Annotated in this window: 18 protein-coding genes; 8 read left to right on the top strand and 10 right to left on the bottom strand. The window is 58.0% G+C overall.

The genetic code is table 11. From position 1 onward, the window contains the following. Nucleotides 1-39 precede the first annotated feature (39 nt). Entirely contained in the window at nt 40-1,044 is a 1,005-nt protein-coding gene (locus ACR0DJ_RS09360; RefSeq protein WP_480684678.1) for an Ldh family oxidoreductase, read from the bottom strand. 31 nt (nt 1,045-1,075) lie between these two features. Then, nucleotides 1,076-3,505 carry a GcvT family protein gene (locus ACR0DJ_RS09355; protein ID WP_480684676.1) on the bottom strand — a complete coding sequence of 810 codons (2,430 nt, stop codon included), beginning with the start codon at nt 3,503-3,505 and terminating at the stop codon, nt 1,076-1,078. Between the two features lie 318 nt (nt 3,506-3,823). Between ACR0DJ_RS09355 and xylB the strand changes: the two genes are divergently transcribed. Genes xylB through ACR0DJ_RS09340 form a run of 3 tightly spaced genes read left to right on the top strand, consistent with a single transcriptional unit; the run spans nt 3,824 to nt 7,523 of the window. Beyond that, complete coding sequence (gene xylB, locus ACR0DJ_RS09350) at nt 3,824-5,281, top strand: xylulokinase (RefSeq protein WP_480684675.1); 1,458 nt, start codon at nt 3,824-3,826, stop codon at nt 5,279-5,281. Then, the gene (locus tag ACR0DJ_RS09345; RefSeq protein ID WP_480684673.1) at nt 5,281-6,228 is read left to right on the top strand and encodes an aldose epimerase family protein; all 948 of its coding nucleotides are present in this window, start codon (nt 5,281-5,283) and stop codon (nt 6,226-6,228) included. The genes xylB and ACR0DJ_RS09345 overlap by 1 nt, the downstream gene beginning before the upstream one ends. Next, nucleotides 6,225-7,523 carry a cytochrome-c peroxidase gene (locus tag ACR0DJ_RS09340; RefSeq protein ID WP_480684672.1) on the top strand — a complete coding sequence of 433 codons (1,299 nt, stop codon included), beginning with the start codon at nt 6,225-6,227 and terminating at the stop codon, nt 7,521-7,523. Before ACR0DJ_RS09345 ends, ACR0DJ_RS09340 begins: the two co-directional genes overlap by 4 nt. Here ACR0DJ_RS09340 and ACR0DJ_RS09335 read toward each other — a convergent pair whose 3' ends face one another. After that, on the bottom strand, nt 7,524-9,023 hold the full coding sequence (locus ACR0DJ_RS09335) for a CRTAC1 family protein (RefSeq protein ID WP_425077990.1): 1,500 nt from the start codon (nt 9,021-9,023) through the stop codon (nt 7,524-7,526). It abuts the gene before it with no gap. A 1-nt stretch (nt 9,024) separates the two neighbouring features. Continuing rightward, nucleotides 9,025-10,242 carry an ROK family transcriptional regulator gene (locus tag ACR0DJ_RS09330; protein WP_425077991.1) on the bottom strand — a complete coding sequence of 406 codons (1,218 nt, stop codon included), beginning with the start codon at nt 10,240-10,242 and terminating at the stop codon, nt 9,025-9,027. Nucleotides 10,243-10,395: 153 nt separating this feature from the next. Here ACR0DJ_RS09330 and xylF point away from each other — a divergent pair, with 153 nt between their 5' ends. The 5 genes from xylF (at nt 10,396) to ACR0DJ_RS09305 (ending at nt 16,458) form a co-directional block, all read left to right on the top strand. Further along, complete coding sequence (gene xylF, locus ACR0DJ_RS09325; RefSeq protein WP_170346506.1) at nt 10,396-11,415, top strand: D-xylose ABC transporter substrate-binding protein; 1,020 nt, start codon at nt 10,396-10,398, stop codon at nt 11,413-11,415. A 75-nt stretch (nt 11,416-11,490) separates the two neighbouring features. Continuing rightward, on the top strand, nt 11,491-12,789 hold the full coding sequence (locus ACR0DJ_RS09320) for a sugar ABC transporter permease (RefSeq protein WP_480684671.1): 1,299 nt from the start codon (nt 11,491-11,493) through the stop codon (nt 12,787-12,789). Further along, on the top strand, nt 12,789-13,586 hold the full coding sequence (locus tag ACR0DJ_RS09315) for an ATP-binding cassette domain-containing protein (protein WP_480684782.1): 798 nt from the start codon (nt 12,789-12,791) through the stop codon (nt 13,584-13,586). Before ACR0DJ_RS09320 ends, ACR0DJ_RS09315 begins: the two co-directional genes overlap by 1 nt. Nucleotides 13,587-13,596: 10 nt before the next feature. After that, nucleotides 13,597-14,904, top strand: a complete 1,308-nt coding sequence (gene xylA / locus ACR0DJ_RS09310) for a xylose isomerase (protein WP_480684670.1) — start codon at nt 13,597-13,599, stop codon at nt 14,902-14,904. 198 nt (nt 14,905-15,102) lie between these two features. Further along, nucleotides 15,103-16,458, top strand: coding sequence for an MATE family efflux transporter (locus tag ACR0DJ_RS09305; RefSeq protein ID WP_480684780.1), 1,356 nt, complete (start codon nt 15,103-15,105; stop codon nt 16,456-16,458). 10 nt (nt 16,459-16,468) lie between these two features. Here ACR0DJ_RS09305 and ACR0DJ_RS09300 read toward each other — a convergent pair whose 3' ends face one another. The 6 genes from ACR0DJ_RS09300 to ACR0DJ_RS09275 all read right to left on the bottom strand — a co-directional run bounded on the left by ACR0DJ_RS09300 (nt 16,469) and on the right by ACR0DJ_RS09275 (nt 21,154). Further along, nucleotides 16,469-17,566, bottom strand: a complete 1,098-nt coding sequence (locus ACR0DJ_RS09300) for a M56 family metallopeptidase (protein WP_480684668.1) — start codon at nt 17,564-17,566, stop codon at nt 16,469-16,471. Next, the gene (locus ACR0DJ_RS09295) at nt 17,553-17,948 is read right to left on the bottom strand and encodes a BlaI/MecI/CopY family transcriptional regulator (protein WP_480684779.1); all 396 of its coding nucleotides are present in this window, start codon (nt 17,946-17,948) and stop codon (nt 17,553-17,555) included. Before ACR0DJ_RS09295 ends, ACR0DJ_RS09300 begins: the two co-directional genes overlap by 14 nt. A gap of 65 nt (nt 17,949-18,013) precedes the next feature. Then, nucleotides 18,014-18,415 (bottom strand): DUF2160 domain-containing protein, encoded by a 402-nt coding sequence (locus ACR0DJ_RS09290; protein ID WP_480684667.1) that lies wholly within the window; start codon nt 18,413-18,415, stop codon nt 18,014-18,016. Nucleotides 18,416-18,423: 8 nt separating this feature from the next. Beyond that, the gene (locus tag ACR0DJ_RS09285; RefSeq protein ID WP_170346512.1) at nt 18,424-19,221 is read right to left on the bottom strand and encodes a carbohydrate ABC transporter permease; all 798 of its coding nucleotides are present in this window, start codon (nt 19,219-19,221) and stop codon (nt 18,424-18,426) included. Beyond that, a complete protein-coding gene (locus ACR0DJ_RS09280) occupies nt 19,218-20,081 on the bottom strand; it encodes a carbohydrate ABC transporter permease (protein ID WP_257600416.1) in 864 nt (287 codons plus the stop codon). Before ACR0DJ_RS09280 ends, ACR0DJ_RS09285 begins: the two co-directional genes overlap by 4 nt. Next, nucleotides 20,078-21,154: an ABC transporter ATP-binding protein gene (locus ACR0DJ_RS09275; protein WP_480684665.1), complete on the bottom strand. Its 1,077-nt coding sequence runs from the start codon at nt 21,152-21,154 to the stop codon at nt 20,078-20,080. Before ACR0DJ_RS09275 ends, ACR0DJ_RS09280 begins: the two co-directional genes overlap by 4 nt.

The raw sequence follows: 21,154 nt of genomic DNA, 5'->3' as shown, positions 1-21,154 counted from the left end.
AGGTGCTGTCCGGCCATTCGATGGCGGGTGATTTCAGTTTCAGCCAAGCGCGTCCAGAACCTCGGCGCTCACTTCTATGCCATGGGCTTCGGCGGCTGCCCGTTTTTCAAGGCGACCGTCGCCCGGAACCCGGGCGGACCCGTTGCCGGAAATCTCGGCGCAGATGCGGGCGACATATTCGTTGAAGGCCGCGTTGCCGAACCGGCTGGGATCAATTGCAATCAGGGTCGCTCCTCCTTTGATGTTCAGGGCGCCGAAGGACTCGCGTTCTTCGTTGTCCACGGACAGGGTTCCACCGGCCAGTGCTGCGCCCAACACCTCAACCATGAAGGCGATCGCGGCCCCCTTATGCTCTCCGAATGGCAATAGGCTGCGGGTTTCGAGGATGGCATTCGGGTCTGTTGAGGGTTCGCCCCGGGGATCAAGACCGGCAGGGCGGGGCAGGTCGTGCCCCTCGGCAGCGGCCATGCGGATATCCATAAGGGCCACCATGGACGAGGCCTGATCCCAGACCACGGGCGCGTCGCCGTCACGCGGGCAGGCAAAAGACATCGGGTTGGTGCCAAAAACCGGGCGAACCCCACCTTGCGGAACCACCATGGACAATGAGTTGATCACGGCAAAGGCCACCAATCCGGCTTCGGCCAAGGGTTCGGTGTCAAACCGCAAGGCACCCAGATGGTGGCAGTTTGCACAGGTGAACGCGGCAATGCCGTTTTCCCGTGCCATCGCGATCAGATCCTCGCGGGTTTCTGCCGCTGCAACCTGATAATACCCGTTGTCGGCGTCACAGCGCAAAACGCCCGGGGCAACCTTTTCGGTCTTGGGCTTCGCGTGCCCGTTGGCATAGCCGGACGTGAAGCTTTGGACATAGACCGGCAACATGCGCAACCCGTGACTGCGCGGGCCGTCCCGTTCAGACCGGGTGACGATATCGGCAAGTACATCACTGCTGCGCGAGTCCGCTCCGGCAGAAACAAGAACCGATTTGGCCAAGTCCCGAACTTCGGCAAGAGAAAGCGTTTTTGTCGGTTGTTCGGTCATCCGTTCGAGTCCAGTCTTTCTGTTTTCGCACTCAAGCGCGCGGGCGTGTGTTTGCGGGATCGACAGCACATGTGTCGATGACCACGGCGTCGCGCATCTCATTGTGGACCAGCACCTGCATTTTCGTTCCGGGCGCCATCATGTTCTGTGGCACTAGTGCCATCGCAATGTCGTGGTTGCAATAATAAGAGAACCCGCCCGAGGTGACACGGCCGATCAGCTTGCCCCGAGCGTAGACACCCTCGTCAAACATCACCGATGTTTCGCCAAAGGGCAGTTTCAGCGTGACCAGCCGCCGGTACGTGCCTTCCTTTTTCTGTTTCAAAAGAGCGGCCTTGCCTGTGAAGTCGCGACCTTCGGTTACCACGAACCGATCAAGGCCGGCCTCGTATGGGGTCATGCCCTTGCAAATCTCGCGATTGATGGCACGATATGATTTTTCAAGGCGCATGGATTCCAGTGCCTCAAGCCCGAAAGGTTTTACACCGGCCTTCAACAGCAGGTCGACAAGATGGCGGTTGTAACCGACCGGGTGATGAAGTTCCCACCCCAGCTCGCCGGTATAGGACACTCGAAGCAGATGAACGCCCTTGGCGTACCCCACTTCACCCATTTGCGCAGAAAGCCAGGGGAAGGTTCCGTTCGACAGATCATTGTCGGTCAGCGGTTGCAGGATCTCTCGTGCCATGGGGCCTGCCAGAGCGATCACGCCCAGTTGTTCTGAAACATCTTCAAGAATGACAGAGCTGTCATCGGGCAGCAAACGTTGCAGTTGATCCCAGTTGTAGGCGCACCAGTTCGGGGTGGAGACCAGGTAAAAATCATTCTCGGCGTAGCGGGCGACCGTGTATTCCGCATCCATGCCGCCCTTTTGGTTCAACAAAAGCGACAGGGTCATTCGCCCCACTTTGGGCAGCCTGTTCGCCATAACGCCATCCAGCCATTTGGCAGCCCCCGGTCCGCGCACGGTGAACTTGGTCATCGGCGACATCTCGATGAACCCGGCCACGTCACGGGTGGTGCGCACCTCTTCCTGAACGCGTTCCATGTGGTTGGTGCGTCGGAAGGAATGTTCCGGAACAGCTTCCTTGCGCGATTTGGCGAACCAGCGCGGAAACTCATATCCGTTGAAGCTGGTCCAGACGGCGCCATGCGCGCTCAGCAGATCGTAGGACCCCATCGTTTTCATCGGGCGCGCGCCGGGAAAATCTTCTCCGGGGATGTGCGCGTTCATGTGGGTGCCCCACGTTTCGCACACCTTGTCCATGGTCCACCGCTTGGACGCGTAATCCGAAAAACGGCGGGGGTCGAGTTCGGACATGTCCATGCCCGGATCCCCATCGACAATCCAGCGGGCCAGACGTTCACCAACGGTTCCACCCCACAATATGCCGCCGGGCATGCCTTCGGCCAGCCACAGGTTTTCATGCCCCGGTGCGGGTCCCGCAAGCGGCAACTCGTCCGGTGTCATCTGGAACGGACCTCGGGTGTTGGCCTTGATACCCACCTCACCAAGTGTTGGAACCCGCTCGATGGCACGCTCCCACTGCGTTTGGACCGCGTCGAAATCTTCGGGCAAGAGGTCGGCGCCAAAGTCAGGCGGCACGTGATCTTCGGCGAATAGCTTGAGGTCTTTGGTGAACTCATAAGGGCCGAACTGAATGCCGCCCACATCTTCGCGCAGATAGGCGCCGTAATCTTCATCCCGCAGGATCGGGAACTCGGGCAACCCTTGTGCACGGCGTTCTTTCAGCAGCGGAACGGTGTCCGTTGTCCAGTATTGGTGAACGATTGGAATGCAAGGCAGATCCAGGCCAACACGGCGCGCGTTTTCGCGGGCATAGTTTCCGGTCGCGAAGACAAGATGTTCGCAAGTGATCTCACCCTGATTGGTTGTCACCTTCCAATGACCGTTTTCCAGTTTTTCATAAGCCAGCGCTTCGGTGTTCTGAAACACTTTGGCGCCTTTCTCGCGCGCCAGCCTGGCCATTGCCATGGTGATGTCGGCCGGGTTCACATAGCCGTCCTCGGTATGCAGGATGCCACCGCGAATATGTTCCGATTGGTTGAGCAGAGGGTGCAGTTCGGCGATTTCCTCTGGTGTCAGCAGTTTGCAGGGTACACCGGCAGCTTCGGCAATCGAGACATAGGACAGGAACTCGTCCCAGCGTTCCTGCGTATTGGCGACGCGCAACTGACCCACCTGGCGCAGCCCGACCGAAGCGCCGATCTTCTTTTCGACTTCGGAATAGATGCGGATGGTCTCCATCGTCATCTTCGAAACGTTGTGGGACCGCACAAAGGTGACCAGCAGACCTGCCGCATGCCAGGTGGAACCGGAGGTCAACGTGGTTCTCTCAAGCATGACCGCATCGGTGCAGCCGTGCTGCGTCAATCCATAAAGAACCGAAGCCCCGACGCATCCGCCGCCAACGACAACAACTCTGGCATGTGACTGCATTCGCTGAATTCCTTCTTGCGACTGATTTCGTTTTCAGACGGACCGTCAGCATGAAATCAGTAAACCCAGAACTGCTTGAACTGTTCACGTGAAGTCAGCGTCAGACAATTCGAAAAATTTTCGGGCCCAGCTTAGTTGAATTAAACCTTGGTCGTGAGTGCTGATGATTCCACGCGTTCTGTGAGGGTTTTCATAAAATTAAGTGCCATCTCTTGCTTGGCCTTGTTATGTTAGCGCAAACTGTGCTGATAAGGTCTGACATGGGTTCAAAGTGCTTGGTGGCACCATCAGCCTGTGCTGCATTTAGGGGGAAAACGCGTGTATCTCGGTCTGGATTTGGGGACGTCAGGTCTTCGGGGAATTGTGGTCAGCGAAGAGGGTAACGTCGTTGCCGAAGCCGAAGCAGGTGTCGTGACATCTACGCCGCGCCCCGGTTGGTCAGAACAAGATCCGTCCGATTGGGTAGAAGCCTGTCAAAACGTCGTTGCCCAATTGCGTGCGTTGAACGGTGCCGCATTTTCCGCGGTGCGCGGCGTCGGTCTAAGCGGCCACATGCACGGTGCCACGTTGCTGGATCGGGATGGCAATGTGCTGAGGCCCTGTATCCTTTGGAACGACACGAGATCAGCACAGGAAGCTGCGGAGCTGGATGGTCTGCCATCGATGCGCGCGATCACCGGGAACATCGTTTTTCCGGGTTTCACGGCACCCAAGCTGGAATGGGTGCGCGGGCATGAGCCTGACATGTTTGCGAAGACATCCAAGGTGTTGCTTCCGAAAGATTATCTGCGTTTCTGGCTCACCGGTTCCTATGTCAGCGACATGTCCGACAGCGCCGGTACGGCGTGGCTGGACGTCGGAAAACGTGAATGGTCAGACACTGCGCTGGATCAAAGCCATATGCGCCGGGATCAAATGCCAGAGCTGGTTGAAGGCAGTTCGGCAGGCGGAGAACTGCGATCAGAGATCCTTCGGCAATGGGGCCTGACCGGGCCGGTCGTGGTTGCCGGCGGGGCCGGTGACAACGCAGCAGCGGCCTGTGGCATCGGAAGCATCGGTGAGGGCAGCGGATTTCTTTCATTGGGCACGTCGGGTGTGTTGCTTGTCGCAAAGGAAAGCTATGCGCCCGCGCCGGAAACAGCCGTTCATTGTTTTTGCCATGCGGTGCCGGATCGCTGGATTCAAATGGGTGTGATCCTGTCGGCCACCAACAGTCTCAACTGGCTGTCCCGTCACCTCGGTCAACCCGTCGGCACGCTGGCATCGACCCTGCCGGATTCGGTGAAGGGGCCGTCAAAGATCACCTTCCTTCCGTACCTGTCCGGTGAACGGACGCCTCATAACGACAGCGCCATACGCGGAGCATTTCTGGGCCTGGATATTGCATCGGAACCCGCTGATCTGACCCAGTCCGTGATGGAAGGAGTTTCCTTTGCGATGCGCGATTGTCTGGAAGCATTAAAGAGTACGGGCACCAAGCCCGAAAGTCTGCTGGTCGTCGGTGGCGGGGCGCGGTCGCGATTTTGGCTGGAGACATTGGCCACAGTTCTGAACACACCGCTTGCTCTGCCCAAGGGAAGTGAGTTCGGTGCCGCCATCGGCGCGGCCCGTCTTGCTGCCTGTGCTGTGCAGGGCGCCGACCCCGGGGATGTCATGCTTTCCCCGGAAATTGCTGAGCGTGTCGAACCTCGGGTCGAGCTGTCCAGCGCATATGAGGCGGAATACCAGCGGTATCGCGAGTACTATGCTGCTTTGTCCCCTCTGGCCGCGCGCTGATGGCTGATCCCAAATCCATGCCTGTCGAGCAGGTCCTTCTGGAAGACGGCAACATGTCCGTTTCCCTGTTGAATTATGGCGCAATCACGCAAGGATGGTGGCTTGGCAAAACGCCTTTGATATTGGGCTACGATAATCCGCAGGATTACCTGTCGGACCCGTTTTACCTTGGCGCGATAGTTGGGCGAGTGGCCAACCGCATCGGCGGGGCGCAGTTTGCATTGCAAGGGCGCGTTCATCACCTGACAGCAAACGAAGGGCCGACCACGCTGCATGGTGGTCCGGGCGGGCTGTCGCGCAAACACTGGGAAATCGTGAAAACCACTCTGAATCAGGCGGTTCTGTCTTTGACTTCGCCTGACGGTGAAGGTGGTTTTCCCGGAGAAGTCGAATTCGAGGTGCATGTCAAACTGACCTATCCGTGCCTGACTTACACGATCACGGCGCGACCGGATCGCCCCACGCCGATCAGCATCGCACAGCACACTTATTACTCTCTGGGCTGTCCAGGGGATATCCTGGGCTGTCGGCTCAGGCTAAGATCGAACCGGGTGCTGGAGTTGGACGCGCGTTCCGTTCCTTCCGGAGATATCTCCGCTGCCGGCGAAAATGTGCCAAATTTCGCGTTGTCCCGCACCGTCGGGGCAGAGGGGCGCGAGCTGGACCATTATTTTGTATTTGAGGAAAGTGGAACCCATGACCATCCGGTCGCAGAGGTCAGGGCATCTTCGGGATTGAGGATGAATGTGTATTCAGATCAACCCGGGGCGCAGGTCTATACCGGGGTATATCTGTCAGGCCGATTTAGCCCGGGTGCGGGGCTGTGTATTGAACCGTCAGGATATCCAAACGCCGTGAATATCCCTGCGTTCCCATCCGTCATCTATACGCCGGACAACCCGTATCGACAAACACTGACACTTGAGATTTCCGAGGGACGATCATGAGATTTCAGATCGCAGCAACTGCAGTGGGCATCTGGATATCTCTTTCAGTTGCCCAGGCGCAAGACCTTGGTTCGCGCCCTGAATTCATCGAACCTGACCTTTCCAGCGTAGAGTTGGGGCAACTGCTGTTTTATGATCCGATCCTGTCGGGGAATAGGAACATCAGTTGCGCAACCTGTCATCATCCGAAACTGGGAACATCCGACGGTCTTTCGCTGGGTATCGGCGAAGGTGGGGTCGGGCTGGGTGGTCAGCGTAAGCTCACTCAAGACAACAGGCCCGAGCAGCGTATTCCTCGAAACTCACCCGCGATGTGGAACCTCGGGGCGCTGGAATTCACGACGTTTTTCCATGACGGCCGCCTCGAGACGGATACGTCACAACCCAATGGCATCAGAACCCCGTTGGGGACGCATATGAGGCCGGGGTTCAAATCGGCTTTGGCGGCGCAGGCGATGTTCCCGGTGCTGTCACCTGACGAAATGGCGGGGCACTATTCTGAAAACGAAGTCAGCAAGGCCGTGCGTCTCGGCTTGCTGACCCAAGAGGGTGGCGCCTGGGATCTGATTGCCGCGCGTGTGGTGGCGATACCAGAGTATCAAAGGCGATTTGATGACATTGCGCCCGGAGAAGACATCACCTTTACCGCAATCGCCAATGTCATTGCCGATTTCATCGCGTTTGAATGGCGGGCTGACAACAGCCTCTTTGACCGAGCGATGCGAGGCGAAGACGCGCTGCACGATCAGGCGCAACTGGGGATGGAGCTGTTCTACGGAAAGGCTGGATGCAGCACCTGCCATTCCGGCTGGTTCCAGACCGATCACGGATTCCATTCCATCGCCATGCCTCAGATCGGTCCCGGAAAAACAGCCCGTTTCGAAAAACATGTGCGGGATGACGGGCGACTGCGCGTCACCGGTGACAAGGATGATGCGTTCGCATTTCGCACGCCTTCATTGCGCAACGTGACCCTGACGGCGCCATATGGCCACAGCGGTGCCTACACACGGCTTGAGGATGTCGTGCGCCATCATCTGGATCCGGTTTCCGCATTGCGGAACTACGCCATCGAAATGGCTGATCTGCCAGAGTTTGACGGGGCAGAGGATCAAAAGGCTTTGCTGGACCCCCGGCATGTCGAAGCCATAGCAGCGTCAAACGATCTGGCGCCCATCAATCTGAGTGAGGGCGAGGTTGACGCCATCCTGAGTTTTCTGGGCACGCTGGAAGATCCGTCAGTGCGGCTGGGTGTTCCTCAATCGGTTCCCAGCGGATTGCCCGTCGATCAGTGATCAACGGCTGAGGTGGATCACCTGATTGGCATCTACCTTCTGCCAATCTCCATGTTCTCCATCAGGCCAGATCACCCGTACTTCTGCGGTTTCGAAGTCTCCTAGCCCAAAGTGGTGGAACCCGGCAATTCCGCTGGCGTGCCCCCCGCCAATGGTCACTTCACGGGTTTGAATGCCCTCGGTCGTCCTGACTTCGATAAAACTGCCGACTGCCTGTCTGTTGGGATGGCTCTGGCCGAGATCAATCATGAGCCAGTTGCCGGTCGTCGGTTCATTCTGAAAAACCTCAAGGTCCGAGCCACGATTGACCACCACCAAATCCAACCATCCATCCCCGTTGAAATCCGCCAGGGCCCCGCCGCGGGATTTTGCCATGGACGCGACACCGGCTTGTGACGCTGTTTCGACAAACTGACCGTCGGCGGTCTGCATCAACAGGTTGTTGGGGTCGTCCTGCGCCGCGTCGGGCATCTGCTCAACATTGCCTTTGGCGACAAAAATGTCGTCCAGCCCGTCATTGTTGACGTCCCCGAACTGAGCATGCCAACCGGTCGAGGGGCGGCCGTCTCCTCCTGCATGCGGCCTGTGTGCGGTAGTGCCTCGGTCATAGGTTGCATCCCGCCATGTCGGCCCATCCGTTGCGGGATCGAAAACCTGGAATTTTTGGTCCCCCATGGACGTCAGATAAACATCGGGAAACCCATCACCGGTCAAATCCCGCGAGGCAATCCCCATGCCCCAGATCGAGTAGGGCAGCCATCCATCGTCCTCGCTGTACAGGCGCGGGGGGTCTTCCATGGCCCACAGTTGCTCTTGTCCGCCACGCACATAGTAGTGGCGGTCATTGCTGACGCGCAGATCCGCGCGACCCGTGCGGGCCCAGTCGGAAAACAGGATGGATAAGGAACAATGACCGGGTTCCAAACGGATAGGATCGCCATATTCGCTCCCTTCCGGGCGGTACAGAAGCGTCGGCCCGCAAGCCTCGAAAGGTCCATCCGGATTGCTTCGGTCGACATAGGTTCCAAAGGCCAGCGTTGGCAGGGTTTGCCCGCTTTCCCAAGTGGCGGAAAAGCCGGTGGTCCAATGGTCCTGAGATTGAAAACTCAGTGCCGTGAAAGGCTCGAACGCGCAGTTCGGTTTGCCGCCCAGCAACAGGTCTTTGCCTACGCGCAAAACCGCAAGGTCCAGGATCCCATCGCCATCAATGTCCACCGGGTATGCGCCGGTCACACCGGTCAAGGATAAGGGGCCGGGCGTATCCGGAAGAAAACTGACCTTTGTGTCGGATGTGTTGATGAACAATTGCGCTGGGTTTGATCCGCCTGCCACGAACAATTCAGGGCGGTCGTCATCATTGCAGTCGAAGACCGCGCCCCCCCCGCCGACGAAATGTTCCCAGCCGCCATCGTAAACATGGCTGGGGGTTTCCACCTTTTGAAAGCTTGGAGGAACGGTTTCCGCAGCAGCAGCGGAAGCCACCGCAAGCAAGACTGTCATCTTAATTCGCATGAGCCGCCAGTTCCCTGACCTTCAGGATAGAGACCTGTTCAATTCCATAAGCCGCTGCCCCCTTTGCCCACATTGAATCACCCCAGTGGTTGACCTTGATTTCGGGCAAAGGCGCGTCGACGCTGACGACACCGTTTTGGACACGTGCCATCACCTCGTCTGAATGCAGGTAGTCAAAGCGGCCTCTGGCGCCGGACAGGATAATGCACTCGGGGTCGAACAGATTGATCAGGTTCGAAACCCCCATGCCGAACATTTGGCCAGCGCGGGCCAGAACGGAAATGGATCGGGCGTCGCCGGCTTTTGCTGCTGCGAGTATATCGACAAGAGTGCGGGGGTCCGTCGCTTCACTGGCGATCGTCGCTTCGCGGATCAGGGCGTATTCGCCCACATAGGCCTCGAGGCATCCGCGCTGCCCGCACTGGCACAACGCACCGTCCAACTGAACTTTGAGGTGCCCGAATTCTGCTCCGCATCCGCGTTCGCCGCGATAGAGCTTGCCGTCAAGAACAATGCCCAGGCCGATGCCGTGCTCGATCGTAACAACCAAGAAGTTCTTCAGCCCCTTTCCCAATCCGAAAAGCTGTTCCGCTTTTGCGACCAGATTGGCGTCGTTTTCGATGAAGGCAGGGCAGGGGAGCACCTTGGACAACAGCGGGCTCAAATCCACATTTCGTTCCGTCAGGGAAGATGACCAATGCACGAAGTTCTGATTTGCATCAATAAGGCCGGCGATGCCGATGCAGACACCGGACAAATCGGCAAGGGATCGGTTTGCCGAGGCGCAGGCCTGATCAAGCACGGCGCGGATCTTCGCGGCAAACGCATCCGGGGCCATGCGGGCTTGGTCCAGCGGATGCGTGTACGAAGTGATTTCGGTTCCTTCGAAGTCCACGAGAATGACTGAAACCTGCTGGCGGGCGACTTTCACGCCTGCGATCAGATGTGACGCGCCATTCAGTTTCAGCTGTACCCGCGGCCTGCCGCGGCGCGCTGATTTGGAAGGTGTTTCGCTTTCTATTTCCTCAATCAGACCAGCGGACAGCAGATCGGCAGTGGCGGACGTGATGGTCGCTGGGCTGGTCTCCAACGCGCTGGCGATGTCGATTCGTGAAATGGCTCCCCTGGCCCGGATTTTTTCCAGAACGCGCAGGCGAGTGATGTTCCTTTGGTCCGTGGCATTTGAAGAAGCTTTGCTTTTCAGCATCTTGCCCTCGCGAATCTAATCTCTGTTTCAACCTAGGTGGTTTTTTCTGTTACCGATAGCATAAATATTTTACCGACTGAAATAAATATGCTACTCAGAATTGTCGGGGCCACGAATCATGAAGCGATGGCTCATTGAAACCGGGAGGAAATCATGAAACGAATTCTCAGCGCCTCTGCTGTGGCGGTCCTGATGGGGACAGTTGCATTCGCAGAGCCCACGGTCGGTGTAAGCTGGTCGAATTTCCAGGAAGAGCGTTGGAAAACCGACGAAGCGGCGATCAAGGCTGCACTGGAAGCGGGCGGTGCGGAATACATCTCGTCTGATGCCCAATCTTCTTCCGCCAAGCAATTGTCGGATATTGAAAGTCTGATCGCCCAGGGCGTTGATGCGCTGATCATTCTGGCGCAGGATTCCCAGGCCATCGGCCCGGCAGTGCAGGCGGCAGCAGACGAAGGCATTCCGGTCATCGCGTATGACCGTCTGATCGAAGATGACCGTGCCTTCTATCTGACATTCGATAACGTTGAAGTTGGCCGGATGCAGGCGCGCGCGGTGTTCGAAGCGATGCCCAAAGGCAACTATGTGATGATCAAGGGCTCGCCCACGGATCCGAACGCGGATTTCCTGCGCGGCGGTCAGCAAGAGATCATTCAGGCCGCCGTTGACAGCGGCGATATTGTCATCGTGGGTGAAGCTTATACCGACGGCTGGCTGCCTGCGAACGCGCAGCGCAACATGGAACAGATCCTGACTGCGAACGAAAACAACGTTGATGCCGTCGTGGCCTCGAATGACGGTACTGCCGGCGGCGTTGTTGCAGCACTGACCGCGCAGGGCATGGAAGGCATTCCGGTCTCGGGTCAGGATGGCGATCACGCAGCGCTGAACCGGGTCGCCAAGGGCACGCAGACCGTTTCTGTCTGGAAAGATGCGCGTGAACTGGGCAAAGCTGCCGGTGAAATTGCAGTTGCGTTGAGCAACGGAACCAGCCCCGAGGACATTGAAGGTGCCATCAAATGGACTTCGCCCGGCGGAACCGAGATGAATTCGGTCTTCCTTGCGCCTGTACCGATCACCAAAGACAACCTGTCCGTTGTGGTCGATGCTGGCTGGATTCCGTTGGAAGACCTGTGTCAGGGCGTCGAAAACGGCCCTGCACCCTGTAACTAGTCCAAGTTCCAAACCATGATATCTCTGGCCCGCAAGGGTGGGCCAGAGATCATAGCTGAACATGAAAGATCGGATATGACCGAAACTTCGTCTCAGCCGGTACCCCAAAAAGCAAAGTCCAACCTGTTTCAGCAACTGGAACTGGATATGCGGCTATTGGGCATGATCGGCGCCTTCATCATCCTGTGCATCGGCTTCAACATCTTTACGGACGGCCGCTTTCTGACGCCCAGAAACCTGTTCAATCTGTCGATCCAGACCGTCTCGGTCGCCATCATGGCCTGTGGCATGGTGTTCATCATCGTCATGCGCCACATTGACCTATCAGTTGGGGCGCTTCTGGCGACCACATCTGCTGTGATGGCGATGACACAGACCGAGCTGTTGCCGAATGTTCTGGGCATGGGTTTGAACCACCCGGCGACCTGGGCGATCACGTTGGTGGTGGGCCTTGTGGTTGGCACATTGATCGGCGCGTTCCACGGTTGGATGGTGGGGTATCTGACCATTCCGGCTTTCATCGTAACGCTTGGCGGGTTTCTGGTCTGGCGCAACGTTGCCTGGTACATGACTGACGGCCAGACAATCGGCCCGCTGGACAGCACATTCCTGATGTTTGGCGGCACCAACGGAACCTTGGGAACAACCGTCAGCCTCCTGTTCGGCCTTGCCGCCACCGTTATCGCGATCTGGGCGTTGTGGAGCGGTCGCCGGTCCAAAGCGGCTCATGGGTTCCCTGTCAAGCCAGTCTGGGCCGAAGCGACACTTGCCGGGATCGTTGGCATTGCCATCATAGGCTATGTCTTTGTCGTCAACAGCTATGCCATCCCGACACGTCGGCTTGAACGCATGTTCGAAGCGCGCGGCGAGACCATGCCGGAAGGGCTGGTTGTGGGATACGGCATCCCGATTTCGGTCCTGATCCTGATCATTGTGGCGGTGACGCTGACCGTCGTGGCCCGCAAAACCCGCTTTGGACGCTATATCTTTGCAACTGGCGGCAACCCGGATGCAGCCGAATTGTCGGGCATCAACACCCGTTTGATGACCGTCAAGATCTTTGCCCTGATGGGGTTCCTGTGCGCGCTGTCGGCGGTCGTGGCCTCGGCCCGTCTGGCCAATCACTCGAACGATATCGGAACGCTGGATGAGCTGCGCGTGATTGCCGCCGCCGTGATCGGTGGAACGGCGCTGTCCGGCGGCATCGGCACGATCTACGGCGCAATCCTTGGCGCGCTGATCATGCAGGCGCTGCAATCGGGCATGGCCATGGTCGGCGTGGATGCGCCGTTTCAGAACATCGTCGTCGGCACCGTCCTGGTTCTGGCCGTCTATATCGACATCGTCTATCGCAAACGTCTGGGGGCGAAATGATGCAAGCACAAGAAACACAAAACCGGGCTTCGGGTCGCGGATCGGGCCAGCCTCCGCTGGTGGAAATGCGCGATATCTCGATTTCCTTCGGGGGCATCAAGGCGGTAGACCATGTGTCGGTTGATCTCTATCCGGGCGAGGTCGTGGGCCTTCTGGGGCACAACGGGGCCGGCAAATCCACCCTGATCAAGGTGCTTTCGGGTGCCTATCAGATGGACCACGGCGAAATCCTGATCGACGGCAACAAGGTCGAGATCAACAACCCCCGCGACGCGCGCGCCAACAATATCGAGACGATCTATCAGACGCTGGCGCTGGCGGATAACCTGGATGCCAGTTCGAACCTGTTTCTGGGCCGCGAAATGGTCACGCCCTATGGTTTGGTCAACGACGCCGCGATGGAGGCGGAATGCCGCAAGATCATGGCACAGCTGAACCCGAACTTTCAGAAGTTCAACGATCCGGTCTCGGCCCTTTCGGGTGGTCAGCGTCAATCGGTGGCCATCGCGCGTGCGGTGTACTTCAACGCCCGTATCCTGATCATGGACGAGCCAACGGCTGCGCTTGGCCCGCACGAAACACAGATGGTGGCGGACCTGATCCAACAGCTCAAGGCGCAGGGAATCGGGATTTTCCTGATCGACCATGATGTACACGCGGTGATGGAATTATGTGACCGGGCCTCGGTCATGAAGAACGGACAACTGGTTGGAACGGTTGATATTGCAGACGTCACCGATGACGATCTGTTGTCGATGATCATTCTGGGCAAAAAGCCCGGCGAAAAGACGGAATGAGGTAAATGAAATGACGAGCGGTTTTTTTCAGGGAATTGAAAAAGTCCAATTTGAAGGCGAGGACAGCAAGAACCCGCTCGCGTTCCGTCACTACAACCCGGACGAGATCATCTTGGGCAAGCGCATGGAGGATCACCTGCGGTTTGCCGTGGCGTGGTGGCATTCCTTCGCGTGGGAGGGTGGAGATCCGTTTGGCGGCCCCACTTTCGAGCGCCCTTGGCACCCACAAGATGATATGGGCCGCGCCAAGATGAAGGCCGATATCGCGTTCGAGATGTTCCAGATTCTGGGACAGCCCTATTTCTGCTGGCATGATGCCGATATCCGCCCCGAGCAGGGGAACTTTGCCGACAATCTACGCACTCTGAACGAGATCGCCGACTATATCGGTGAAAAGATGCAGGCGTCCGGTACCAAGCTGCTGTGGGGCACGGCCAATATGTTCAGCCATCGTCGCTGGATGGGAGGGGCCAGCACGAACCCTGACCCGGATGTCTTTGCCTTTGCCGCCGCCACGGTGAAATCCTGCATGGATGCCACTCACAAGCTGGGGGGCGAAAACTATGTGCTTTGGGGCGGGCGTGAAGGGTACGAGACGTTGCTCAACACCGACATGAAAACCGAACTGGATCACATGGGCCGGTTCCTGAACATGGTGGTCGAGTACAAGCACAAGATCGGATTCAAGGGTGCGATCCTTGTCGAACCCAAGCCGCAGGAGCCATCGAAACATCAATATGATTTCGACGCCGCCACCTGCATCGGTTTCCTGCGCAAATATGGGCTTGAGGATGAGGTCAAGCTGAACCTTGAACAGGGGCACGCGATCCTGGCAGGTCACAGCTTCGAACACGAAATCGCTGTGGCTGCGGCCGAGGGGATGCTGGGATCCATCGACATGAACCGGAACGACTATCAGTCAGGATGGGATACGGATCAGTTCCCCAACAACACGCCCGAGGTTGCGTTGGCCTATTACCACATCCTGAAAGCGGGCGGGTTCACAACCGGCGGCACCAATTTCGATGCCAAGCTGCGCAGGCAGTCTATCGATGCCGAAGATCTGATCGCCGCGCATGTGGGCGGGATGGATATCTGTGCCCGGGGCCTGAAAGCGGCAGCAGCGATGATGGAAGATGGCGGACTGGAACAGGCGCTGGCTGATCGGTACGCGGGCTGGAATACGCCCGAGGCGCAGGCGATGCTGACCTCTGGTCTTGACGAGATCACCGCACGGGTTCTGGCCGAGGATCTCAATCCAAAACCGCGATCGGGACGTCAGGAAATCCTCGAGAACTACGTGAACCGTTTTGTCTGATCCCTGTGGGTTACGCCGGTCCGTAAAATAACTTGTGTACAATGCCCCGGAAACGCGTGAGTTTGCTTCAGCGTTGGCCGGGGTTTTTCCTGGCCGAACGCAAAGGAATCAGAGGCCCGTCCGGGTCGAGCAGGTGGGGCGAACTGGGTTTTGGCGGATCGATCGGCAGGCAAAGCGGTGTTTCTGAGCGGCAGCCTGATGCTGCATGTGACCCGTATGTCGCTGACCACCAGCATTGGCCTGATGGCCATTTTTGCCGTCGACTTTGTCGATATGATCTTCATCTCGATGTTGGGCAAAGACGCCCTTGCGGCGGCCGTGGGCTATGCCGGTACGCTGCTGTTTTTCACCAACGCGATCAATATCGGATTGTCGATTTCGGCCGGGGCGCTGGTTGCGCGCGAACTCGGGGCCGGGCGGGCTGAACAGGCAAGGCATTACGCGTCCAGCGTAGCCGTTATCGGGCTGATTGCCGGGCTGATGACATCGGGCCTGGTCTTGTTGAATCTCAGTTACTTGCTGTCGTTGCTTGGCGCGGAAGGAGAGGTTCTGAGGCTGGCGACGCGATATGTGTCGATCATCCTTCCCACCATGTGCGTGATGTCGATTGCGATGGCGGCAATGGCGGTGCTGCGCGCCCACGGCGATGCGCGACGGTCGATGATGGCAACGATTTATGGCGGTGTGGTGAATGCTGTTCTGGATCCGATCTTGATCTTTGCTGTCGGGTTGGGGCTGGATGGGGCCGCAATCGCCTCGGTCCTGGCGCGGCTGTGCATGTTGGGGGCGGCATTGTGGCCCGCGCTGCGGGTGCATCGGGGATTTGCACGCCCTTCACTGAAGCAAGTGGGACAGGATTTGCACCCCGTGCGGGCAATAGCAATTCCTGCTGTTCTGACGAATGTCGCCACGCCGATCGGGAATGCCATCGTGGTGCGGGAGATCGCGCAATATGGTACGGATGCGGTTGCGGGCATGGCTGTGATTGGGCGTCTGTTGCCAGTGGCGTTTTCGGTCATCTTCGCGCTGTCTGGCGCGATAGGGCCGATCATCGGGCAGAATTTCGGGGCCGAAAAGTTCGATCGTGTGCGTGCTGCCTTTTTGGCTGGAATCAAGTTTACGGCCATTTATGTACTTTGCATGTCGGCCATTTTGTTTTTGCTGCGCGCACCGATTGCGGACCTGTTCGCAGCCGAAGGCGAAACCCGAAGTCTGATATATCTGTTTTGTGGCCCGCTGGCATTGGCTTCGTTCTTCAACGGCGTGATCTTCGTGACAAATGCCAGCTTCAACAACTTGGGGCACCCGGTGTATTCCACATGGATAAACTGGGGTCGCCACACAATTGGAACATGGGTTTTCGCAACGATTGGTTCACAGATCGCCGGAGCTTCCGGCGTTCTGCTGGGTCAGGCTTTCGGAGGCGTCATCTTTGCAGGTGTTGGATGGGTTCTGGTCGCGCGGGTTGTGGCACGGTTGGAGCGCTCACAAGCGCTGGAGCCTTTTTCCGATCAAGGTCGACTCCATTCACTGTTCGGGCGTCGCGGATGGTGATCAGGTCGGATCAGTTCCCCTGATTGCGCGCTTCCAGCCGTTCCAGATTGACCACGGTCGACAGCATCAGGCGATCATGGCTCCAATCCTGTGTTTGCTGTAGCGACGCAGACCCCAGTGCAAGAAGGGTGGCGAAGGTCAATGCCATCCCCAGGAACAGAGCGGGGAGGGTGGGCACCGTCGGTTGCGCATCGGTCAATGCAAGCACGCGCTGGCGCAGCACACGCTTGGCCTTGCCGCCCGTCACAAAGGCAACATTCAGAACGCGGGGATTGTTAACCGAGATCGTACGTGCGCAATAATCCAGCAGGCACGCGGTGTACTCGCGCGCATCGATCCGTTTGCGGGCCACCACGGACTGGTCGCATGCCAGTTCACGCAAGCGGCCGAACTGATACTTGAGCATCAGATAGGCAGGGTTCCAGAACAACAGCGGGCGCAGCATTTCAAAGCCCAGTTCCCATTCCACGTCACCGGCCCGAACATGCTGAAGCTCGTGCGCCAACGCAAAGCGCAGTTCGTGCGGGGTATCCAGCAGGTGGCTTGGCAGAACGACATGGCGACGGCGCAATCCGCGCACGGCGAACGGTACGGTGATGCGATCAGAAAGACGGATGTCAACCTTGGCCGACTGCCGCCAAAGAAAGCTGGACTTGACTGTCTGACGGATCATTGCCGCGTCCCGCAGCGCGCGGGCCGCAAACACCGCTGCGACCATAACAAGCAGGGCTGCAAGGGCAGTGATCACCGGCTGTTGCCCTGACAGTGCAAGATCCACCCATCGTTCACGGGTGTTCAGCAAGGCTTCGAACTGGGTGGCGGGCATGGCGATATCGCCGCGCAGATAGGCGGCAACGGCGATGTCACCAAGCGCCATGGCGCTGCCCGGCCATGCGTAAGAGGCGAATGATGACACGCCGAACGCAAGAAACGGGCTGATCAGTACGCAAACGCACAGCGCCTTGAGTGCACGCAATTGCGCGACAAAGCTATGGCGCAGGGCTGTTCGGTTCAGGGCTGCGCGTGCCACCAGCCAGATGACGGCCGACAAGGCCAGCACGATGTTGAGTTCAATGAATGCGTCGAGAACCGGTCTAACCGCTGTCATTTTGCAGTCTCCTCTCTACCAGCGCTCGAATTTCCTCAAGATCGGCTTCGCTCAGCCCCGCATCATCGACAAGCCGTGCCACCAATGTGGCGGGGGTGTCGTCGAACAGTGTGCGGGACAGGTTTTGCAGCGAACGGGCCTGATATCTGCCCTTTTCCAGAAGTGGCGTATAGATCAGGGTCTTTCCTGTCTTGCGGCTTTCCACAAAACCCTTCTCGTCCAGAATACGCAGGATCGTGGCGCCGGATGTATAGGCCAGATTGCGTTCCGAAGGCAGGCGGTCAAGGACATCGCGCACCGAGCCTTGCCCGAGGGCCCAGAGCTCGTTCATGAACTCCAGTTCAACCTCGGTCAGCAGATTTGTTGTCTTTTTCTTTCGCATCGATCTCGGTGTTGTCATGTTTAGTATGCCTGACAGACAAGCATCCTTTCGCGATTTCTCAAAGTCTAAACTTTCCAGAACACAAAAACGCCCCAGCCGATAGACAGGAAAAGAGGTATCCAGACCGGTTGCCCGACAAGACCCAACCAGGCAAGGAAGATATAGGCGGACCCCAGAAGGGTGATAAAAAGCCGATCGCCCAATGTGGTTGTCAGCCCCAGTACGCCGCGCCGTTCTATACCATCGCGATATTTGAAGCCCTCAAGAACGCCTATCACAGCGATAGCCGAAAAGATTCCTATGAATACGGCCAGTGTCGCCGGGGTCCAGGCCATCCAGAAATCGGGCCACAGTGGGGCCGTCCAGGAAAAGCCTTTTTCCTCTGGCTGGCCGACGCTGCCCCATCCGGCCTGCTGGGCAAAAGTGGTGGAAGGCAGGAAAAGAAGGGTGAGAAGAAGTTTGCGCATATCGAACCTCACACACGTCCCATCGCGAAACCACGCGCGATGTAGTTGCGGACAAACCAGATGACGATGGCGCCGGGGATGATGGTCAGGGTGCCGGCGGCGGCCAGCAGGCCCAATTCGTACCCCGCGCTGGATGCGGTGCGGGTCATCACGGCGGCGATGGGTTTGGCCTCGACCGCGGTCAGGGTCTTGGCCAGCAGCATTTCCACCCACGAGAACATGAAGCAGAAGAAGGCCGCGACGCCGACACCGGCTTTGATATTGGGCAGGAAGATCGTCACGAAGAAACGCGGGAAAGAATAGCCGTCGACATAGGCGGTTTCATCCAGCTCCTTCGGAATTCCCCGCATGAAGCCTTCCAGAATCCAAACTGCCAGCGGCACGTTGAACAGTGTGTGGGCTAGCGCCACGGCCAGATACGTGTCGAACAGACCGATGGAAGAGTAGAGCTGAAAGAATGGCAGCGCAAATACCGCAGCCGGAGCCATCCGGTTGGTCAGCAGCCAGAAAAACAGCTGTTTGTCACCTAGGAACCTGTAGCGAGAGAACGCATAGGCAGCAGGCAGAGCGACACAAACCGAAAGTACCGTGTTCAACGTCACATAGGTGATCGAGTTGATATAGCCCCAATACCACGTCGGATCGGTGAAGATGGTGATGTAATTCTCCAGCGTAAAGGTCTGGGGGAACAGGGAAAAGCCCGACAGGATCTCGTTCGTTGTCTTGAAGGACATCGCCACCAGCCAATAGATCGGCAGCATCAGGAACGCGATATAGAGGATCGGGATAAGAGACCGCTTCTTCATTGCGCGTCATCCTTTGTCATCAGAGTGTAGAAGAGCCATGAGACCAGCAGCGTGATGGCGAAGTAGATCAGGCTCATCGCCGCCGCAGGACCAAGGTCGAACTGTCCCAGCGCGATCTTCACCAGGTCGATCGACAGCAGGGTGGTCGAGTTGCCGGGGCCGCCCCCGGTCAGTACGAAAGGCTCGGTGTAAATGTTAAAACTGTCCATGAACCGCAGCAGGACCGCGATGGTCAGAACCGTTTTCATCTTGGGCAGCTGGATGTACCGAAACACCGACCATGGGCTTGCGCCGTCGATCTTGGCCGCCTGATAATAGGCATCCGGGATCGACACGAGGCCCGCGTAGCACAGCAACACGACCAGCGACGTCCAGTGCCAGACATCCATGACGATGACGGTGATCCAGGCCGAAAGCGGCTGTTGCGTCATGTCATAGTTGATGCCCAGAACGTCATTCAGGAAATATCCCAACAGACCGATCTGGGGCAGGGTAAAGATGTTCCACATCGACCCGACCACGTTCCAGGGGATCAGCATCGGCAGGGCCATCAGCACCAGGCAGACAGGCACCCAGAAACCTTTGCGCGGCATCGACAGGGCAACGATGATGCCAAGCGGCACCTCGATGATCAGGATCAGGAAGGTAAACAGGAACTGTCGTCCAAGTGCGGCCTGAAACCGGTCCGACCGCAGGATCTGTTCGAACCAACCCAGGCCTTCCCAGAAAAACTGGTTGTTGCCAAAGGTTTCCTGCACCGAATAGTTGACCACCGTCATCATCGGCACCAGCGCGTTGAACGCGACCAGTGCCAGGACCGGAAGGACGAAGAACCACGCCTTTTGGTTTTCTGTTCTCATTGGGCCCGCTCCTCGGTTGCGATCCAGCCGTCGCGGTAGACGCGGGATTGTTCGGGTTTGAATTGAAGGAAAACCTGTGATCCGGGTTCGGGCACGCTGTGTTCGGTCACGGCCTTGAGAGCGGTATTGCCGACCATCGCGCTGACCACAAAGTGGCGACCGATGTCGGAAACCTTGGTCACATGCGCCGGGATGCCGGTCTCGCCAAATCCCACATATTCCGGGCGAATACCCAGATCGGTGCGGCCGCCATCACCGTGAATGGGACCTTCCAGTATGACTTCGTGCCCTTCGAACAGGGCGCGGTCGCCGCGCGCCTCGCAGGGCAGAACATTCATGCCGGGCGAGCCGATGAAATGGCCAACGAACGTGTGCTGCGGGCGCTCGAACAGTTCGACCGGCGTTCCGATCTGCACAACTTCGCCTTCCTGCATCACAACCACCTCGTCGGCGAAGGTCAGGGCCTCGGTCTGGTCATGGGTGACATAGATCATCGTCGCCTTGACGCGCTGGTGCAGTTCTTTCAGCTTGGATCGCAGCTTCCATTTCAGATGCGGGTCGATCACGGTCAGGGGTTCATCGAACATCACCGCGTTCACGTCGTCGCGGACCAGACCGCGACCCATCGAGATTTTCTGCTTGTTGTCGGGGCTGAGGCCGCTGGCACGGGTGTTCAGCATGTCAGTGACATCCAGCATCTCGGCAATCTCGTCGACGCGGCGCTTGATCGTCGCCGGATCGACGCCGCGGTTCTTCAGCGGAAAAGCCAGGTTTTCGCCCACGGTCATCGTGTCGTAGATCACCGGAAACTGGAACACCTGTGCGATGTTGCGCTGATCGGGGGGCAGGGCGGTCACGTCACGGTCACCGAACAGGATCTGCCCCTCGGACGGGGTCAGCAGGCCCGAGATGATGTTGAGCAGCGTGGACTTGCCGCAGCCCGACGGCCCCAACAGCGCATAGGCCCCGCCATCACGCCAGGTCACGTCGATTTCCTTCAGCGCATAGTCCTCGGGGCCTTTTGGCGACGGCATGTAGCTGTGGCGGAGGTTCGAAAGTTTGATCTGTGCCAT

The organism is Ruegeria sp. BF10, assembly GCF_056538725.1.
The sequence above is the reverse complement of the archived record's forward strand: the minus strand, read 5'-3'. Positions and strand labels throughout refer to the sequence as shown.

What these genes read in the sequence shown, in the direction of transcription:
- xylF (WP_170346506.1), top strand. Translation starts at nt 10,396, where the DNA reads ATGAAACGAATTCTCAGCGCCTCTGCTGTGGCGGTCCTGATGGGGACA.
- ACR0DJ_RS09330 (WP_425077991.1), bottom strand. Translation starts at nt 10,242, where the DNA reads ATGCTGAAAAGCAAAGCTTCTTCAAATGCCACGGACCAAAGGAACATC.
- xylA (WP_480684670.1), top strand. Translation starts at nt 13,597, where the DNA reads ATGACGAGCGGTTTTTTTCAGGGAATTGAAAAAGTCCAATTTGAAGGC.
- ACR0DJ_RS09295 (WP_480684779.1), bottom strand. Translation starts at nt 17,948, where the DNA reads ATGCGAAAGAAAAAGACAACAAATCTGCTGACCGAGGTTGAACTGGAG.
- ACR0DJ_RS09345 (WP_480684673.1), top strand. Translation starts at nt 5,281, where the DNA reads ATGGCTGATCCCAAATCCATGCCTGTCGAGCAGGTCCTTCTGGAAGAC.
- ACR0DJ_RS09300 (WP_480684668.1), bottom strand. Translation starts at nt 17,566, where the DNA reads ATGACAGCGGTTAGACCGGTTCTCGACGCATTCATTGAACTCAACATC.
- ACR0DJ_RS09280 (WP_257600416.1), bottom strand. Translation starts at nt 20,081, where the DNA reads ATGAGAACAGAAAACCAAAAGGCGTGGTTCTTCGTCCTTCCGGTCCTG.
- ACR0DJ_RS09315 (WP_480684782.1), top strand. Translation starts at nt 12,789, where the DNA reads ATGCAAGCACAAGAAACACAAAACCGGGCTTCGGGTCGCGGATCGGGC.
- ACR0DJ_RS09275 (WP_480684665.1), bottom strand. Translation starts at nt 21,154, where the DNA reads ATGGCACAGATCAAACTTTCGAACCTCCGCCACAGCTACATGCCGTCG.
- ACR0DJ_RS09355 (WP_480684676.1), bottom strand. Translation starts at nt 3,505, where the DNA reads ATGCAGTCACATGCCAGAGTTGTTGTCGTTGGCGGCGGATGCGTCGGG.
- ACR0DJ_RS09320 (WP_480684671.1), top strand. Translation starts at nt 11,491, where the DNA reads ATGACCGAAACTTCGTCTCAGCCGGTACCCCAAAAAGCAAAGTCCAAC.
- ACR0DJ_RS09285 (WP_170346512.1), bottom strand. Translation starts at nt 19,221, where the DNA reads ATGAAGAAGCGGTCTCTTATCCCGATCCTCTATATCGCGTTCCTGATG.
- ACR0DJ_RS09340 (WP_480684672.1), top strand. Translation starts at nt 6,225, where the DNA reads ATGAGATTTCAGATCGCAGCAACTGCAGTGGGCATCTGGATATCTCTT.
- ACR0DJ_RS09290 (WP_480684667.1), bottom strand. Translation starts at nt 18,415, where the DNA reads ATGCGCAAACTTCTTCTCACCCTTCTTTTCCTGCCTTCCACCACTTTT.
- ACR0DJ_RS09335 (WP_425077990.1), bottom strand. Translation starts at nt 9,023, where the DNA reads ATGACAGTCTTGCTTGCGGTGGCTTCCGCTGCTGCTGCGGAAACCGTT.
- ACR0DJ_RS09305 (WP_480684780.1), top strand. Translation starts at nt 15,103, where the DNA reads ATGCTGCATGTGACCCGTATGTCGCTGACCACCAGCATTGGCCTGATG.
- ACR0DJ_RS09360 (WP_480684678.1), bottom strand. Translation starts at nt 1,044, where the DNA reads ATGACCGAACAACCGACAAAAACGCTTTCTCTTGCCGAAGTTCGGGAC.